This window comes from Bifidobacterium callitrichos, from assembly GCF_008698085.1.
GTDB classification, from domain to species: domain Bacteria; phylum Actinomycetota; class Actinomycetes; order Actinomycetales; family Bifidobacteriaceae; genus Bifidobacterium; species Bifidobacterium callitrichos.
Window position 1 is genome coordinate 33,814 of sequence record NZ_RZJP01000005.1, and the last position, 15,922, is coordinate 49,735.

General features: G+C 58.3%; 17 protein-coding genes. 13 read left to right on the forward strand and 4 right to left on the reverse strand.

The genetic code is table 11. The features are described from left to right. Window positions 1-382: 382 nt before the first annotated feature. The gene (locus EMB92_RS10640; protein ID WP_150394866.1) at window positions 383-1,348 is read right to left on the reverse strand and encodes a BAR domain-containing protein; all 966 of its coding nucleotides are present in this window, start codon (window positions 1,346-1,348) and stop codon (window positions 383-385) included. Window positions 1,349-1,504: 156 nt separating this feature from the next. Between EMB92_RS10640 and EMB92_RS10645 the strand changes: the two genes are divergently transcribed. The 7 genes from EMB92_RS10645 to EMB92_RS10680 all read left to right on the forward strand — a co-directional run bounded on the left by EMB92_RS10645 (window position 1,505) and on the right by EMB92_RS10680 (window position 6,665). Beyond that, complete coding sequence (locus tag EMB92_RS10645; RefSeq protein WP_043165083.1) at window positions 1,505-1,924, forward strand: hypothetical protein; 420 nt, start codon at window positions 1,505-1,507, stop codon at window positions 1,922-1,924. Beyond that, window positions 1,921-2,181: a helix-turn-helix transcriptional regulator gene (locus EMB92_RS10650; RefSeq protein ID WP_150394867.1), complete on the forward strand. Its 261-nt coding sequence runs from the start codon at window positions 1,921-1,923 to the stop codon at window positions 2,179-2,181. Before EMB92_RS10645 ends, EMB92_RS10650 begins: the two co-directional genes overlap by 4 nt. Window positions 2,182-2,587: 406 nt before the next feature. Then, window positions 2,588-3,094 (forward strand): hypothetical protein, encoded by a 507-nt coding sequence (locus EMB92_RS10655; protein ID WP_043165081.1) that lies wholly within the window; start codon window positions 2,588-2,590, stop codon window positions 3,092-3,094. A gap of 159 nt (window positions 3,095-3,253) precedes the next feature. After that, complete coding sequence (locus tag EMB92_RS10660; RefSeq protein WP_043165080.1) at window positions 3,254-3,808, forward strand: arsenate reductase/protein-tyrosine-phosphatase family protein; 555 nt, start codon at window positions 3,254-3,256, stop codon at window positions 3,806-3,808. Between the two features lie 132 nt (window positions 3,809-3,940). Beyond that, on the forward strand, window positions 3,941-5,341 hold the full coding sequence (locus tag EMB92_RS10665; protein ID WP_150394868.1) for a hypothetical protein: 1,401 nt from the start codon (window positions 3,941-3,943) through the stop codon (window positions 5,339-5,341). Between the two features lie 648 nt (window positions 5,342-5,989). Next, window positions 5,990-6,277 carry a type VII toxin-antitoxin system MntA family adenylyltransferase antitoxin gene (gene mntA, locus EMB92_RS10675; RefSeq protein WP_150394869.1) on the forward strand — a complete coding sequence of 96 codons (288 nt, stop codon included), beginning with the start codon at window positions 5,990-5,992 and terminating at the stop codon, window positions 6,275-6,277. After that, window positions 6,264-6,665: a nucleotidyltransferase substrate binding protein gene (locus EMB92_RS10680; RefSeq protein ID WP_150394870.1), complete on the forward strand. Its 402-nt coding sequence runs from the start codon at window positions 6,264-6,266 to the stop codon at window positions 6,663-6,665. Before mntA ends, EMB92_RS10680 begins: the two co-directional genes overlap by 14 nt. A gap of 423 nt (window positions 6,666-7,088) precedes the next feature. Here the strand turns inward: EMB92_RS10680 and EMB92_RS10685 are convergent, their stop codons facing one another. Beyond that, complete coding sequence (locus EMB92_RS10685; protein ID WP_150394871.1) at window positions 7,089-7,298, reverse strand: hypothetical protein; 210 nt, start codon at window positions 7,296-7,298, stop codon at window positions 7,089-7,091. 152 nt (window positions 7,299-7,450) lie between these two features. On the opposite strand from EMB92_RS10685, the gene EMB92_RS10690 reads away from it, so the two are divergent. From EMB92_RS10690 to EMB92_RS11545, 3 genes are all read left to right on the forward strand, one after another. After that, complete coding sequence (locus EMB92_RS10690) at window positions 7,451-8,683, forward strand: ATP-binding protein (protein WP_150394872.1); 1,233 nt, start codon at window positions 7,451-7,453, stop codon at window positions 8,681-8,683. Window positions 8,684-8,975: 292 nt separating this feature from the next. Then, the gene (locus EMB92_RS10695; RefSeq protein WP_223847708.1) at window positions 8,976-9,572 is read left to right on the forward strand and encodes a helix-turn-helix domain-containing protein; all 597 of its coding nucleotides are present in this window, start codon (window positions 8,976-8,978) and stop codon (window positions 9,570-9,572) included. Continuing rightward, the gene (locus EMB92_RS11545) at window positions 9,553-9,852 is read left to right on the forward strand and encodes a hypothetical protein (protein WP_190973661.1); all 300 of its coding nucleotides are present in this window, start codon (window positions 9,553-9,555) and stop codon (window positions 9,850-9,852) included. The genes EMB92_RS10695 and EMB92_RS11545 overlap by 20 nt, the downstream gene beginning before the upstream one ends. Here EMB92_RS11545 and EMB92_RS10705 read toward each other — a convergent pair. Next, entirely contained in the window at window positions 9,815-11,005 is a 1,191-nt protein-coding gene (locus EMB92_RS10705; RefSeq protein WP_150394873.1) for a HipA domain-containing protein, read from the reverse strand. The two genes, EMB92_RS11545 and EMB92_RS10705, sit on opposite strands and share 38 nt — an antisense overlap. A gap of 222 nt (window positions 11,006-11,227) precedes the next feature. Here EMB92_RS10705 and EMB92_RS10710 point away from each other — a divergent pair, with 222 nt between their 5' ends. Then, window positions 11,228-11,389, forward strand: a complete 162-nt coding sequence (locus EMB92_RS10710) for a hypothetical protein (protein WP_223847709.1) — start codon at window positions 11,228-11,230, stop codon at window positions 11,387-11,389. A gap of 272 nt (window positions 11,390-11,661) precedes the next feature. Here the strand turns inward: EMB92_RS10710 and EMB92_RS10715 are convergent, their stop codons facing one another. Beyond that, window positions 11,662-12,984, reverse strand: a complete 1,323-nt coding sequence (locus EMB92_RS10715) for an ATP-binding protein (protein ID WP_150394874.1) — start codon at window positions 12,982-12,984, stop codon at window positions 11,662-11,664. A gap of 1,174 nt (window positions 12,985-14,158) precedes the next feature. Here EMB92_RS10715 and EMB92_RS11755 point away from each other — a divergent pair. Both EMB92_RS11755 and EMB92_RS10725 read left to right on the forward strand, forming a co-directional pair. Continuing rightward, window positions 14,159-14,647, forward strand: coding sequence for a hypothetical protein (locus tag EMB92_RS11755; RefSeq protein ID WP_223847710.1), 489 nt, complete (start codon window positions 14,159-14,161; stop codon window positions 14,645-14,647). Next, window positions 14,598-15,797 carry a helix-turn-helix domain-containing protein gene (locus EMB92_RS10725; RefSeq protein WP_150394875.1) on the forward strand — a complete coding sequence of 400 codons (1,200 nt, stop codon included), beginning with the start codon at window positions 14,598-14,600 and terminating at the stop codon, window positions 15,795-15,797. The genes EMB92_RS11755 and EMB92_RS10725 overlap by 50 nt, the downstream gene beginning before the upstream one ends. Window positions 15,798-15,922 lie beyond the last annotated feature (125 nt).

Here is a 15,922-nt window from a genome sequence, read left to right on the forward strand (position 1 = left end):
ATCTAAGGTGGAGATCTAAGGTGGAGATCTAAGGTGGAGATCTAAGGTGGAGATCTAAGGTGGAGATCTAAGGTGGAGATCTAAGGTGGACCTCGTCTGAAACCGAACGGCAGTGCTCGGAATGGATATCACTATCGAGGTTCGCGACGATAGTTACGAATCGAGAGTTGCCGGTCGAGGGTTCGCGACGATAGTCACCAGTCAGGAGCCGCCGGTCAACAACAGTCACCGGTCAACAGTCACCAGTCAGGAGCCACCGGTCAACAGCCACCGGTCGAGAGCCAGTCGATAGTCACCGGTCGAGAGTCGCTGGTCGAGAGTCACCAATTGAGAGTCACGAATCGAGAGTTGCCGGTTCAGAGCACCGGCCGAAAGATACCGACTACAGGGAGCGATCGGCCGTTTCGGAGTGGTACTGGGCGATGACCTTGAGGATGTAGGCGGCGGCGAACAGGCCGAAGGTGACAGCAAGCAGCACGGGCAGGGCGATGCCGGTTTCGGCCAGCGTGCCCTGCACGGCGCGGGAGACGGCGTTGCCGGATCCGTTGTTGCCCGTCGCGGTGTTGGACGAGGTCGTGCCGTTGGATGAGCCATTGGATGAGCCGTTGGATGAACCATTGACCGAACCGGTGCCGCTGGCGGAGGCGTTAGTCACGGTGCCGTTGCCGGTGGAACCGGCGTTCGCGGTGGAACCGGAGCCGGTACCCCCGTTCGCGCCCGCGGAGGTGGATCCGTTGTTCAGCGAGTCGTTGAGCGCGTCCTGGAAGGCCTTGTGCCACTGTTCGCGTGCGGATACCCACTGCAGGTGATTCTGCTTGATGAGATCGTGCTCGGTCTTCCAGTCGGCCTGCAGCTGGTCGAGATGCTGCTGGTGGTCGACCATGTCCTGATGGATGATCTCGTGACGCTCGTGCGCCCGATCGTAGGCGCCGTCGATGGCGTTCTTGATGTCGTCGTGCGCCTGCTGCGCGTCCTGCCATGCCTGCTCGTGATGCTGGCGCAGATCGTCCACGTCCTGATGGATCTGATCGTGGATCTGCTCCATATGCTCGTGATGGGTGACGATGTCCTGATGGATCTGCTGGTTCGTGTTGTGGATGTGGTCGATCGCCGCGCCGAGCCCGCTGAGACCGCGCGCATCGACGCTTGCAGCGTCTCCGGATCCGGTGCTTCCGCTCGCGGGAGCCGTTACGCTCGACTCCCCCGAGACCCCGGCGACTCCCAGCGACGACGATGACGAATCCGCCGCCATCGCACCCGCAGGCACCGCGAGCGCCAGTCCGCACGCGCCGAGCGCCGCCACAGCCGAAACGACCGCGCGACGCGCCATTTCTTCCACAGTCCTCATATTCCTGATCATGATCCCGTCACTCCCTGCCTTCTCATTCACGGCATATATTAGATTTTGAAAAAATAGCGGTCAATCAACACCGCTAGACAAGATGTCCAATAGCAAGATGCCCAATAGAGAATCCGGCTCCGTATCCATGCAAGGAGGAAACCGATGACGTTCAACCGATATATCGCCTCCAGAATGGTCATTGAACTGATCGGCGCGATCGCATGCGCCACCCAGCTGTTCAACGACAGCAGCATGTTCGGTCTGATCGCCACCGTGGCGGTGGCCCTGTTCTGGGTGGCAGGTGAGATCTGGGTTGTGCTGGTTTTCCGCCGCGAGAATCCCCGTTCCGACGAACTGTCAGACCAGCATCAGTTGCTGTCGACGCGATTCGCCTTTATCACGCTGGTCATCGTCCTCATGGTGCTCGGTTTCGCCAATCTGCTTTCCGGGCTGCTGCTTCGGACGTACGTCATGGCAACTCCGATGATCCTGCCCACTCTGGGGATGCTGGCATTGGCCATCGCCGACGCACGATATCTCTGGCTGGAACATCAAGGCGACACTGGCGAGGATGACGAATGAAGACCACCATCAAATTCCATCGGCTCGAACGCGGTCTGAAACAGTCCGATCTGGCCGATCTCGTCAATGTTCGCCGCGAGACCATCGGCAGACTGGAACAGGGGCAGTATTGCCCTTCGCTTCGCCTGGCCATGGATCTCGCCAAGGTATTCGGTACAAGCGTCGAAGAACTGTTCAGTTTCGAGGACGAGGACATGGACACCGATACGGCCTCCGCAACCGCAAGAACCGCAAGAACCGCAAGAACCGCGCGATAGCCCCAGTCTCTCCCCAGGCCAGCCTCTCCCCAGCCCCCTCTCCCAATTTCGCCCTTTGATTACGCTCCGGGCGTGTCGCGATATATGAATTTCAAGTAAATCGCGCTAAATCCTTGAAATTCCAACGTTTTCGCCCTTTCCAGAAGCTTGGAGGCATTCCCCCGGAGCTTGGCGCATGCGCGAACCATGTCACATGGTGTGACGCCGTTGTCACATGGCGGCATCCCCATTCATAGCAACCAAACGGGGGTGTCACAAGGGGGTGTACAGTAAGGGTTCAGACACGGAAAAGAGCGGACAGCACAGCAGACAGGTAGTACGCAAGCAATCAAGTGAGCAAGTCTACTGCCATCAATGCTCTCCATGTCGCATGATGTGGAATATTCGAATTAGAGGAGGAATTATCATGATGAAGAAGTTCATGGCCCTTCTGGCTACTATCGTCGCGGTTCTCGGCTTCGGCTTCGCCGCCAACACCGCCGTCGCCGCCCCGTACGGTGCCACCGTCACCGTCAGCGGCAACACCGCCACCGTCGCTTTCCCGGCCGGCACCTTCGAGCCGAACGAGAACGTCACCGTCAAGTGGGATGACGCCGTGGTTGCCGATGTTCAGCAGATCGGCGAGCGCACCTTCACCGCCAAGTCCGACGGCTCCCTGACCCTGCGTTACATCTTCAAGGCTGGCCAGGCCGGTAAGACCATCACGGTCACCGCTTCCGCCGCTTCCGGCACTCACACCGCGTCCATCACGGTGCCCGCCACCGGTGCCGGCGATCAGTCGGTCTCCAACACTGGTGCCGCCACCATCGCCAAGACCGGTGCCACCGTCGCCCCGTACGGCGTGGCCGTCGCTCTGCTGGCCGCTGCCGGCATCGCCCTGTTCGCCGTCCGCAAGACGACCAACCGTCGCTGAATGAGCGAGGCTGTAAAGCTGAAGCCGCACAGCCGTAAATAACTTAAAGAGAAAAAACCGGGAGTCATGTGATTCCCGGTTTTTTCATGCCCCGCACACTGCCCACACAAAGCCCGCACAATGTGCGAGGTATCTTCTTTTCCGGAAGGGAGATTTGTTATGCAGATTCTGTACGTGTGCACCGGCAACCAATGCCGTTCCGTCATGGCCGAGTACTACACCCGCTCCGTCCTCGCCGCGCGTGGATTGAACAACGAGGATCTGGACGTACGGTCCGCCGGCACGTTGCATTATCCGCCGCATCCGGCGGATCCGCTGGCCATCGACGTCCTCAAGGCGGATGGCATCGACGCGAATCCCCATGTGTCCACTCCGCTCACTTCGGATCTGAGCCGGACCGCCAATCTGATCCTGTGCTTCGAACGCGAGCAGATCTCCGACCTTCTCGATCAGAATCCGCTTGCCGCGCGTAAGGTGTTCCTGTTCAACGACTTTGTCAACGTGTGCTCACATCTGCACGCTGATGGTCCGATTCCGGGGGACACTGTCGGCGATCGCCTGAATGAGGTGATGGCATCCGTCTCCATGCTCCGTCCGTTCCTGCCTGAGGCACCGGAGACCGAGGACCCGCATCGCAAATCTCGTGAGGTGTTCGACCGCGTCTACGCCGAAATCAAGAAGGGTGTGAACACCATCTTCGATGCCGTGGCGTGACTCGCGACGCGCGATGCTCATGACTTCATGACATAGCGCCGCTTTGCGCCACTTTCTCCTCTGTACACCCACCACAACGCCGTGGCCGATTTTCGGGCGTCGATGCTGAACCGACGCCCGGGAAAGGACCACATGGACACCTCCTTCCCCGTCGACTTCGCGGAAACCGCCAATCGCAGATCCGAACCGGCATTCCTTCCCCGGCTGTTCACTCCACGTGACCGCAGTGACTACCTGTTCTGGCTCGCCCTCGTCACCTTGCCGATCGACGGTACGACGATCGGGTTCTTTCAGCCGTTCTGGACTCCGATAAGCCCCTGGCTGCTGCTTATCTATTGCCTGGCGAATCCAGCTCTGCTGCGTCAGACCCTTCATCGATATGCTCCGTTCGCACTGCTGCCCGTCGTTCTCGTGTACCTGTCCGCTGCGGGTTGGGCCGCGTTCGGCGTGCATAACGTCGCCATCGTGATGAGCCTGTCCGGGGTCATCGCCGTCCCGGCGACACTGGCTGCACTCGACATCGCCTTCGTGCATAAGCGTCTTGACTGGAGCGAATGCGTGTGCACGCTGATCGCCGCATACTGGTTCGCATTCGGCGTGGGAGTGACGCAGTGGTTGGCGGTGAGATTTGATATAGGCAGTATCAGCGGGTATTTCAACCACCTCATGTATCGCTCGTACAGCACCGCCGGCCAGTGGGGTGGCGTGACGGGTCGCCCGCAGTTCCTGTTCGCCGAACCGAGCTACATCGGCATGCATCTGTTCGGTGTGCTGCTGCCGCTGTACTGGCTGATGCGGACGCGCGATTCAGTATTTGCCCGCAGGCTGCGTGACCTCATCATCACGTTCGCCGTGGGCAGTGTGATCATGGGGGCGGGCACACGCATCGTACTGGACTGTCTGGTGGCGCTGGTCGTCGTGATCGTCATCCGCACCACATGGCACGATCCCGATTCCCGCAAACAGGGCATCCTGCGATTGATCGGTACGGCGGTGCTGTCGGTGATCAGTTTCGCCGTGAACTCACGATTGGATTCGATCCTCAACAACGGTATGGAGGGCGACGGCTCGTTCTTCGCGCGCATATGGCAGTCGCTCGGTCCCCTATGCGGTCTGATCACCCATCCATGGACTCTGGTAAGCGGCTATGGTTCCGGCAACATCGCCGAAGCCGTTCATCAGGGGGCCGATCTGGCCGTCCGTGCACTGACCGCGATGCATACCGATCCGACCGGTGCGGCCGGCTGGTATTCAACGACCGCTTCCGATACCGTATGGACGATGTGCCTGTATACGAACTTCGTCACCGAGTTCGGTCTGGTGGGGCTGATTCTGCTGATCGCAGTGACCGCGCGATTCCTTCGTAGGCATCAGTGCGTGTGGAACAAGCTCACCGTATGCTGGCTGATCCTGCTCGCATACCTATATATCCAGTTCGAGGGGTATGCGTTCGCTGCGTTCCCGTTGTTCGTCTGGTCGATGACTCGAGTCGAGGAGTTCACGGACGAGTTCACGGACGTCAGCGCCGATTGATGTGCGCAAATGGCGAAGACACGTGCGCAGTCAGAAGAAGCGGCCGGTACACAGGTCGTCTTCAACCGCCCTACGTTTCCACAACACGACCGAAACCGTACTTGTGCGATCCTGTGGCAGGAATCTCTGTCACAGGATCAGCGATTTCGCTCTTTCGAGCACTTGTGGCAACAGGTCCGGCCACAACACGACGAAATCGGCGTAATGCAAGCGTAGTGACATACCCCTCCATTGCCAAATCCTTGGAATTCCGCCATTCTACCCGGATCGAGCCTCAAGCGCTTCCGGAACATACTGTCACGACTCGCCCGGAATCCCGTTTTCAAACACTTGTGGCAGCGGATTTTGCCACATCGCGCCAATACGGCCGGAATCCGGAATGATGTGGTCGCGGCGACGTCCAGCGTGTACTTCCACTTGCACTCGCCAAGCAGGACCCGATGATGCACCGAATCCGCGGCTATGACGTCGATGTCCGTCTGCGAGCGGGTTTTTGGATCGCTGCTCCCACCATTTGCCGGATCGCGACGCGGTGAACAGCAATGCGATGCACGGAAAGATGAGATGGCGGCGCAGTCGACATATCATAGGCGACAGAAAGGCCCGCAAACGCACACCATGTGCAAACCAACGGATCGGAGGTGGCTGATGGTTCCCATCGAGGATGTGTACGCGCAGATCCGCGAGTTCGCGGCCGAATCCGGCGCACGCAGGGTCGTGCTCTTCGGCTCCAGGGCCAAAGGCACGAATCGCCCCAAAAGCGACATCGACCTCGCCGTGGCCGGATGCCCCGATTTCGACTCGTTGGAGAGCCGGCTGCAGAACGAACTCTGGTCGCTGCTCAAGGTGGACGTGATCAACCTCGACGGACCGATCTCCGAATCCCTGAGAACGGAGATAGCCCGCACCGGGAAGGTACTCTATGAAAAAGTATGAGAACTACTCCTCCGCACTACGCTCGCTGAGGCAGGCCCCCTCGCAGGATCTGAACAACGAGTTCATCCAAAGCGGCGTCATCGACAAGTTCGAGCTTCAGTTCGAGCTCGGCTGGAAGCTATTCAAGGCGATGCTGGCATATGAAGGAGATCCGGTCTCCGCCTCCGGTTCCCCACGGGACGTCATCAAGACGGCATACCAGTACTACGACTTCATGGATGAATCGCTCTGGCTGCGCATGCTGCGAGACCGCAACGATTCGGCGCACATCTATGACGAGTCGCGCGCCAAACAACTCGTACACGCAGTCATCGATGAGTACATCCCCGAATTCGAGCGAGTGAATCAGGGACTCGTCACACGCTACGGGACCCTGCTCGAGCAGTAGGCACTCCTTTTGCACAGTCGGAGGTGACGCTTGGCGAAGGACGAAGACGCTTGCACAGTCGAAAGAGCCGTTTGGAACATAGGCCAAGTACACCTCGACCTTTCGAGTCTGAGGACTGTTGGAATTCCGCGGTTTTTCAACACTCTGATCTTAGGAAAACAACATATTCCTCACTTCTCTCGCAGGGTATGAACGATGACGACTGCTTTGCCGGGCTCCCTCACTGATCACCCCGATAGTGAGTGATCCTTGACACAGCGCATCAGATATCTCTTACTAGGGAGCCTTCAGTGAGAGCCTATCTGATCGGTCCTGACGCCGAACTCTCGCCGAGACACCCCTCAGCGAGAGATTATTGTCTCTGCCCAACAGTGGTCTCTCACTGACGACCCCGCAACGAGAGATCATCGCCGTCAGCCTGCATCAAACTCTCACCAAAGCTAAATGCAGCGAGACACTGTCGTGGATCTCGCGTATGAGGGGGATTCTCCGGGAGAGCGTCGCGCAGATGGCGTCAACGATGACCAAGGACATGCGTACGTTCGTGGCAAGCTGATCGCGGACGATATCGGGGGCAGCATCCAGCACGTTCAGGTCATACCAATCCCAGTTGTGCGTCGAATCGACACTCATCTGCCCTTCTTGCCGATTTTGGCGCGCGCTATAGTGTCACCATCAGCGGATAATCGCGTTTCAAGGTCGCTTCCGGGGGGTATTTTAGACGGAAAAGCAAAATTTGCCCCCCGGAAGCAATGCGAGGGACAGGAAGAGCAGGTGGACGCCAGATGGCTCTGTATCCACGCGAACGGTACTTGGAACGCCTTCGCCCCTTTTATGACGACACCGACCTCATCAAGGTGGTCACGGGCATCCGCAGATGCGGCAAATCCTCCCTCATGGCATGCGTCGCCGAGGAACTGCGCCGACGTGGCGTCGACGAGCGCAATATCATCATTCTCAATCTCGACAGCCGTGAACTGCGCAAGGTGACCACTGCGGACGAGCTCGACCGGATCATCGCGCAACGCACCGGTTCCGATGGCCTTATCTACCTATTCATCGATGAAGTCCAGAACGTCAGCGGATTCGAGACCGTGGTCAATGCCTACCGCGAGGACGGTCGGTTCTCCATCTTCATCACCGGTTCGAATTCGTATCTGCTGTCCGGAGAACTGGCGACAAAACTCACCGGACGGTACGTGGAATTGGAGATGTACACACTCTCCTACGGCGAATACCTAGGCATGCGAGGTTTCCTCAGCGCTCCGACAGACGCGGGCATGGCATCGTTCAATGACTACCTGACCTACGGCGGTTTCCCCAAGGCATTGGAATACGACGACCCGGACGCGAAGTCCATGTACGTCCAAGACGTCATCCGACAGATCTTCGAAAAGGATATCACCGCACGAAGCCGAATCACGAACCGCGACACATTCACGCGCGTGCAGTCCTATCTGATCAACAACTACGCGTCGCCCACCAACCTGACGCACATCGTCCAGTATCTCCTTCACAGTGAAGGCATATCCATCAAGAGGGAGACACTTGCCAAATACGTGCGGATGCTCGAAAACGCCAAAATCCTGTACAAGTGCCCAAGGTTCGATCTGCGGTCACGCAAATCGTTGCGCGGAGGAGAGAAGTACTACATCGCAGATCCCGGAGTGTATTACGCGCGTAACACCGACGTGCGGATGAGCTACGGACCCGCATTGGAAAACGCCCTGTACCTGCACCTGCGAGCCAAAGGCTATGAGGTCAGCGTGGGAAGGATCGGCAAACTCGAATGCGACTTCATCGTACGCAAACGCAACCAGTATGCGTATGTCCAGGTTGCGATGAGCGTACTCGACCCGCAGGTCGAGGAACGGGAATACCAACCGTTCACACTGATCCGCGACGGCTTCCCTCGCTATCTGTTCACGCTCGACCCACTGCCGTTGCAACGCGACGGTGTACGGCATCGCAATCTGATGGAATTCCTCGCCAACGACGGGGACATCACATTCGAATAACCAATCCAAGGCAGCAACGAACGGATGGATTCCTCCACGGGATTCCTCCGCGCAGGCGTTGATAAGCTACGGGCTCCACAAGGTGAGAGATTTCCGTCATCACCCGATGGTGACCTCCCGCCTACGACGGCCCAGCGAAAGACCGTTGCGTCATCTGGCACCAATCTCCCACAACGGCGTCAGGGATCTCGGATAGACACCCGGTCATGCGCGAGTGCCCATACGTCGGAAAGTTCGTTTTTCCTAACATTTATTAGCATTATTATGTTAGACTTATCTAACATAATACGAAATGTTCGATAAGTCTAACATTGGAGCGGCGATGGGAAGAATGTCAAGTGAGATTCAATCCATCAGACAACTCACAGTGGCACTACGTGATGCCCGAGTGATGCAGAAACTCACCCAGGAGGAGCTGGCCCAGCGGACCGGCCTGACCCGTCCATGGATCAACCAGTTCGAACAAGGCAAGATCGCGAACGCCAGCATCTCCCGCATACTGCTGCTATGCCGAGAACTTGGAGTGACATTCACCGTCTCCTACAACGTGCCAGAGCAGTCCCCAACCACGCCAAACCACTCGCACGGCATAAGCAGCACACGTCCGGACGGCTCATCCGACGGCTCATCCGACGGGTCGGCGCACCGACGACATATGCAACCTCTGGTCTCCGATGAGATAGTCAAGGCCGCACAACAGCTGCAGCCTCTTGCAGGCTTCTCGATGGAGCCCTACTTCTCCGCTCTGCAGAGACTATCAAGCACATATGCAACGATCAACTCCGCAAGCGACGACGCCGCTACGAACGCCGCAAACACCGTAACGAGTTCCAAGCCAAAGGCATCAGCAACGGGAAATGAGAACACCGATGAAGATCAAAGCACTTGACGTGCTCCTCAACGGACGCCATATCGGCGTGCTGCGCGAGGAGCCAACCGGCAAGGACGCGGTATACGCACGACGCATCGACGCATGGTGGTTGCATCGCGCCATCCCCGCCACTAGGGACGGCATTCGCAGGGCATTGGAAACCATGGGCATCCGATCCACCGTCGAACTGCTGAATCACTCCCTTGGACTGAGTCCGTCGGACCAGTACTGGGTCAAGCCGCAGTCGAACACCGATGATCTCAAGCAGCGTGACTCCGGTCGCGGATCTCGCGTATGAGGGGGATTCTCCGGGATAGCGTCGCACAGATGGCGTCAACGATAATCGGGGACATGCGTACGTTCGTGGCGAGCTGATTGCGAACGATATCGGGAACAGCATCCAGCGCGTTCAGGTCGTACCGATCCCAGTTGCGGATCGACGCGAGCTGGTGATACGCATTGGGTCTGTCACCCCAGTCGTCGACCCAGAACGGCTTCGCCGGATAGTCGTCGTTCGATATCATGTCCGGTTCCAGACCGTTCCACAGGCTGTCGCCGCTGTCGAAGATGGGCGCCGGTCGAACTGCGAGCGATTCCACGTCGCGGATCAGCCCGAAATTGTTGTAGTGCCGGTCCGTATTGCGTAGCAGGAAATCAAGGAACAGGAAATCGTCCGTCGCCCGCTCCCCGGTCTCCCGGTCGACGCCAAGACGTTCGCACGCCTCCAGCCATATGGTCCTGCGCTCGTCGTTGCGGCCGTCACGGAATATACGGCGAATCTGCCCGCCCGGGATCAGCTCCTCCCGATCGGAGAGCATCTCGTCGCAGACCGACACGCGTCTGCCCTGCGCACGGCCGATGCGGTATTCGATGTGATCGATGCCGAGCAGCCCGGCGATCAAGTAGGCGATGCGTTCGTTGTCCGGCTCCTGACCGGTGCGCCCGGCCTTGATCAGGCTTCTGACGCCGTTCTCGCCGATGATCCAGCGTTTCGGCAGATCGCCGGCACTGGTGACGTCCGGCGTATTCACCTCGTCGATGCGAGACGAGTGCCCGGAGAACAACGCCCTGCCGAGTCGCTCGTCGAAATCGTTGTGGAAGAAGTTCACATCCCGCCAACGCAGATCATCCCGACCCACGGGACGCACCCAGTACTGATCGGACAGGCTCAGGCCCATCGACCGGTCGAGCATCGAACCGGTGGATTCGATGCCTCCCGCGGCCAGCATCGCGCTCAGACCGTCACGGGTTACCGGCACTCCGCGACCACGCCACCACGAGGTGATCGACTCACCGTCCGGCTCGGGTCTGCCGTCGACGTACATGCCCAGCGGGATGCGCGACTCGTCGAAGATCCTCACTGCGCGCAGCGCGTATCCCCCGGTCGCGAAGTACTCGTATTCCAAAACCGGATGATCACGGCACATCAGCACACGAAACCTGTCGGCCATATCGGCACCTCCGCTCATTCGCCTGCCGGACCGTTCCACCTTACGACAGACCATACGATCTCAGGCCTACTAAATCCGCGATCAGCGAGAGACTCCCACCACGGACAGGCACGGACCTCCCGCCAAGGACGCCTCACCGAGAGAACACCGCCGACGCCCGAACCGCATGTCCCGCCGACAGCACACCAACGAGACACAACCGCACTCTGGCAGGCCGCGTTCGTGGCCTCCGTCAAACACCCCGCCTCCAGGACCTACTACAAACGCGAACAGGGCAAGCACCACAACGCCGCCATCATCTGCCTCGCCCGACGACGCTGCGACGCGATCTACAGCATGCTCAAAAACGGCACCCTCTACCAGGAACAAACCCTCGCCGCCTGAAACCAACCGACACGGACCACGGCAACGAACAGCCGAGGCCAAGGCGAAGCACGCCCATCACAACCAACCCAGACACGACACAACAATCCCTCACAAAGTTGACAAAAACATAGGAACACCCCCGCGTTCGACACCCTCGCGTTCGACCCCCTGCGCGAACTCATCCACGGAAACCGGAACCGGTCGGTGAGGCACGCGGGCAGCCCGCACCTCACCGACCGACCGCCTCTACCGGCGGACCGACTTCCCGGCGACCTTGGCACTCCTGAATATCAGACGATGCCGGCCATGTACAACGGCATGTCCTTGATCGCGCCGGCATCGTGATATCGCCGGGTGGAGAACCGGACCGCCTTAGGAAACCCGTATTTGCGCACGGCTACGATGAGCGACTTCGCCTGCGTATGGTCTCCGGCCTTCACTTCCACGGGCACGATCTCGCCATGTTCCTCGTACAGGAAGTCAAGCTCGCCGCTGGAGTTCGCAGCCGACCAGTAATAAGGGGTTCCAGTGAGCTTGACCGCCAACTGCTGGCAGACGAACTGTTCGATAAGCGCCCCCTTGAACTCACGAAACAGCGCATCTCCTTCGATAAGGACGCGCACGTCCAAGCCGCTCATGGCCGCGAGCAGCCCCACATCCAAGCAATACAATTTGAATGCGGCACCGTCACGATAAGCCGTCAGCGGTTTCAACGGCACGCTCACACGAGGCACCTCAATCACCAATGACGAATCCTTCAACCACTGGATCGCCAGCTCATAATCCTTGCCGCGCCCACCGGAACGAACGGCACCATAGATGAACTTCTTGTTCTCCCGAGCGAGCTGAGCCGGCAGCGAATCCCACACCTGATTCAGCCGCAACGTAAACGAAGGCCCCAACGACCCTGAATCGGTGTGTTTGGAGAAATCATCGCGATAATCGGAAAGCAGCGTGTTCTGCGTCTCACGAATACCATCAAAATCCACATTGGGAAACGTTTCGGCAAATCCACGGACGACATCCGGCATGCCGCCGACATATAGGTAATACCTGAGCCAAGTCATCACCTTATCGTGCATGAGATCGATAAGCGCGAAGTCCTGGGATGAGAGCATATCCGCCATGGCCTGTTGTCCGCAGGCATACAGGAACTCCAGAAACGACATCGGATACAGCTTCATACGTTGCAGCTTGCCGACAGGGAACGAAGTACCGGGATGAATGGCAATGCCCAGGCTGGAACCGGTGGCCAGCACATGATACTGCGGAGCCGTCTCGGCAAAGGTCTTCAACGACAGCAATGCACGAGGCACTTCCTGCACCTCATCGAGAACAATAAGGGTGTTCTCCGGGACGATTCGGGTTCCGGCCTCGATGGACAGCGCCGGAATCAAACGATCAATGGTGATGTCTCCGGCAAACAACGCCCGCATGGCCGTGTTATCGAAAAACGAAACATAGGCCACATTGTCATAGTGCGTGCGGCCGAATTCGTTGGCAAGCCACGTTTTGCCTACCTGACGAGCCCCTTCCAACAGCAGTGGTCTTCGTTGGGACGACTGCTTCCATCGTTCGAGATCCCGCATCAGGAAACGCTTCACAACAACCATCCTCACATTTTCATGCACACTTTTCTATCAGTGTTATACATTTTCAGGTGGACTTTTCTATATAGTAGACACATTTTCAGGCGGACTTTGGCTGAGCTTTGGCTGGGCACAACGCCGGCGGAGAGACACCATCTTGAAAGCAGCGTATTGTCTCGGGAGATGGTTGACGGGATTTCTCGGGGGGATGGTTGACGGGGTGTCCTAGGGCATACTGTACTGCCGTCCTGGGGCATCGTTGACGTTCGCCGGTGGTCTACGGCATTGGTATTCGCGTGTGGTGTCGAACCTCTGGCCGTCGAGGATCTCGCCGGTGGCGACGACGGTGATGATGCCCCCATAACGCAATGGTCCCCGCCCGTACACACCGCAAATCCGAGGGACTCAGGGCGATTCCCCACGATTTTCGCGCTGAGTCCCGCGACCACCCCCCTCCACACCGGCGCCGGGCCGGAAGCGACACGTCAGCATCGCCGCAAAACGGTGGAATTCCAATGATTCCTCTTCCACGGCCGACAGACGGCCATAGGGCGGGCGTTCAAGCCTGCGGGACTCAGCGACGAAATCGCCCATAATCGCGTTGAGTCCCGCAAATCCGAGGGTGTCAAAGTCGACAGGTCAAAGTCGACATTTTTTGCAAGAATGCCCCCTTAACTCGACTGTCATTGAGTGGGTGGTGCCCTCTACACACTTCGCCAGAAAGCACCCACTCAGTTAGAGCAGACCGAAAACGTCTCCGAGCCCATCGGCCCCCGTGCAGGCATTGATGACCTACGGCATCCGCACGCTACGGGATTCCGCAGGCGAGAGGTTTCCGTCATCACCCGTCGGTGACCTCTCGCCTGCGACGGCCCAGCGAGAGGTATGCGTCCGTCCGTGGCGAAGATCTCTCGCTGGGAGAGTTCCTGGCGAGAGATTCCCGCCACGGACAGACAGAAACCTCCCGCCAAGGACGTCTCACCGAGAGAACATCGCCGACACCCGACCCGCATGTCTCGCTGACAACGCACCAGCGAGCAACAACCGCACCACCATGACGACAACCTCTCGCCAACACAACATCCAACGGCGAGCACGATTCCTCGACGGTCTGAGCACCGGCTGCTCCTGCGGGACAACACCGGGATTAGCCGATCATCTCACGGCACACCACGAGAAGCGTTTTTACCATAGTCTGGTGTCAGAGGTGCGTGCCGAGATCGACATCCTCGATGATTGGAGTGCGAATCGTTCAGATGACAACAAGACTTCGCCCCGCGCGCACCGAGCTGACGGTCTTGCATTAGCATTCGCCCAAGGCACGGCTGCGACAGGCCGTAGCACCGGATCACCTCAACTGCGGAAGAAACCGGGAACGGTAACTCTGCTCGAACTGCAGCGCAGCACCTCTCAAGATCCTCAACAAATGGAGTTCGAGCGCTTCTCCGAAGCAGTAGAAGAGCGTCCGCAGACATTATGGCTGCTGCTGTTCCACCGCAGCGCGGACAATGAAAGCGTGAGTTTGGAGGTGTCATTACCTCTTGGAGTAAGCGATGACGGTAAAATCTTAGGCTGGGATAAGCGGATCGTATTTGGCGAAATCGGTGCAAACGATCAGATTATGGAGGTTCGGGACGATGGGCGCAACACGAGCGACGACGTTGCCGTCGCCATTTCCGCGCGCTGACGATCACCGCCAATCATTGGATCCAGAGCGCATTCGCTGCGCCCGTGAAACCGCGGGTTTGAGCAAGATTCAGCTGGCGGAGCTCCTGGGAGTGACGTCACGCACCATCACCAACTACGAGGAGGACGGAGCCCCCGCTTTCCAAGTGAACGCCTTGGCCAGAGCATTGAACGTCATGCCCTTGTTTTTCACTGTGCTGCCGAATTCACCAGCGATCGAGGATCTGTCGGAGGGACAGGTATGGTTCCGTTCATTGCGCAGATCCACTGTTCGCCAACGCAAGTCCGCCGTCGGCCACGGCCGCAACGCACTACTCTTCTTCCGCTGGATCGAAGGACATTTCCATCTGCCCACATGTGATTTGCCCGTAGGAGACGAGACCGTATGGAAGCCGGAAGAAGCCGCGTCGGCCCTCCGCGGCGACTGGGCCTATGGCGAGAACCCACTTCCCGACATGATGGGGCTTGCTGAAGCCCATGGCGTCCGTCTGTTCAGTCTGCCGTCGGTCGGCAAAGAGGTGGATGCCTTCAGCTTCGTGTTCGCCGATAATGCCTATATTGCGATCGATACGGCAAAGACACCGGAACGCCAACGATTCGATATCGCTCACGAAATCGGGCATCTCATGCTGCACGCAGGATTACTGTCCGAGGATGTTGCGGGAAGGAACATCGAATCCGAAGCGCATGAATTCGCTGCGCATTTGCTCATGCCGACACGTCGAGTGCTTGCCGTCATACCCTCTCATGCCACCATCTCCCAGATCATCTCGGGCAAGAGATACTTCAAGGTATCAGCCATGGCCATGGCGAGGCGGGCACATGAACTGGGCAGGCTCTCCGACTGGGAGTACCGACGTGTCTGCTCCGAGCTTACATCACGTGGATACCGTACCGAAGAACCCGATGGCATCCCCTCTGAACGCTCCAAGGTGTTCTCATTCATCGTTCAGACCAACCAAGTGAAGGGTGTGTCAACCAGTACGATCAGCGAGGAGACCGGACTGTCATCCAAGGAACTTCACGACCTGTCCTTCGGATCAATGCTATATGCGTCCGGCAAAGGCGTTACCACTTGCAGGCTCGGGGCAACGTCGTCACGGCCAAAACTGACATTGCACATCAATAGCAACTATCACGGACTTCAATGAATAGTGGCGTGGTCTGGTTTTGCTCCCCCACCGTATTGTCATGTTCCGAACAAAAGTCCACCCATTCGTGTTCAGTCTGCACGAATCAAAGGTCCTAAGTGAGCGGCGAGAGATTCCCGCCATCA

Bases quoted from the DNA above. Each gene is read 5' to 3' on its own strand.
- EMB92_RS10640 (WP_150394866.1), bottom strand. From the start codon at position 1,348: ATGAGGACTGTGGAAGAAATGGCGCGTCGCGCGGTCGTTTCGGCTGTG.
- EMB92_RS10645 (WP_043165083.1), top strand. From the start codon at position 1,505: ATGACGTTCAACCGATATATCGCCTCCAGAATGGTCATTGAACTGATC.
- EMB92_RS10650 (WP_150394867.1), top strand. From the start codon at position 1,921: ATGAAGACCACCATCAAATTCCATCGGCTCGAACGCGGTCTGAAACAG.
- EMB92_RS10655 (WP_043165081.1), top strand. From the start codon at position 2,588: ATGATGAAGAAGTTCATGGCCCTTCTGGCTACTATCGTCGCGGTTCTC.
- EMB92_RS10660 (WP_043165080.1), top strand. From the start codon at position 3,254: ATGCAGATTCTGTACGTGTGCACCGGCAACCAATGCCGTTCCGTCATG.
- EMB92_RS10665 (WP_150394868.1), top strand. From the start codon at position 3,941: ATGGACACCTCCTTCCCCGTCGACTTCGCGGAAACCGCCAATCGCAGA.
- mntA (WP_150394869.1), top strand. From the start codon at position 5,990: ATGGTTCCCATCGAGGATGTGTACGCGCAGATCCGCGAGTTCGCGGCC.
- EMB92_RS10680 (WP_150394870.1), top strand. From the start codon at position 6,264: ATGAAAAAGTATGAGAACTACTCCTCCGCACTACGCTCGCTGAGGCAG.
- EMB92_RS10685 (WP_150394871.1), bottom strand. From the start codon at position 7,298: ATGAGTGTCGATTCGACGCACAACTGGGATTGGTATGACCTGAACGTG.
- EMB92_RS10690 (WP_150394872.1), top strand. From the start codon at position 7,451: ATGGCTCTGTATCCACGCGAACGGTACTTGGAACGCCTTCGCCCCTTT.
- EMB92_RS10695 (WP_223847708.1), top strand. From the start codon at position 8,976: ATGTTCGATAAGTCTAACATTGGAGCGGCGATGGGAAGAATGTCAAGT.
- EMB92_RS11545 (WP_190973661.1), top strand. From the start codon at position 9,553: ATGAAGATCAAAGCACTTGACGTGCTCCTCAACGGACGCCATATCGGC.
- EMB92_RS10705 (WP_150394873.1), bottom strand. From the start codon at position 11,005: ATGGCCGACAGGTTTCGTGTGCTGATGTGCCGTGATCATCCGGTTTTG.
- EMB92_RS10715 (WP_150394874.1), bottom strand. From the start codon at position 12,984: ATGGTTGTTGTGAAGCGTTTCCTGATGCGGGATCTCGAACGATGGAAG.
- EMB92_RS10725 (WP_150394875.1), top strand. From the start codon at position 14,598: ATGGGCGCAACACGAGCGACGACGTTGCCGTCGCCATTTCCGCGCGCT.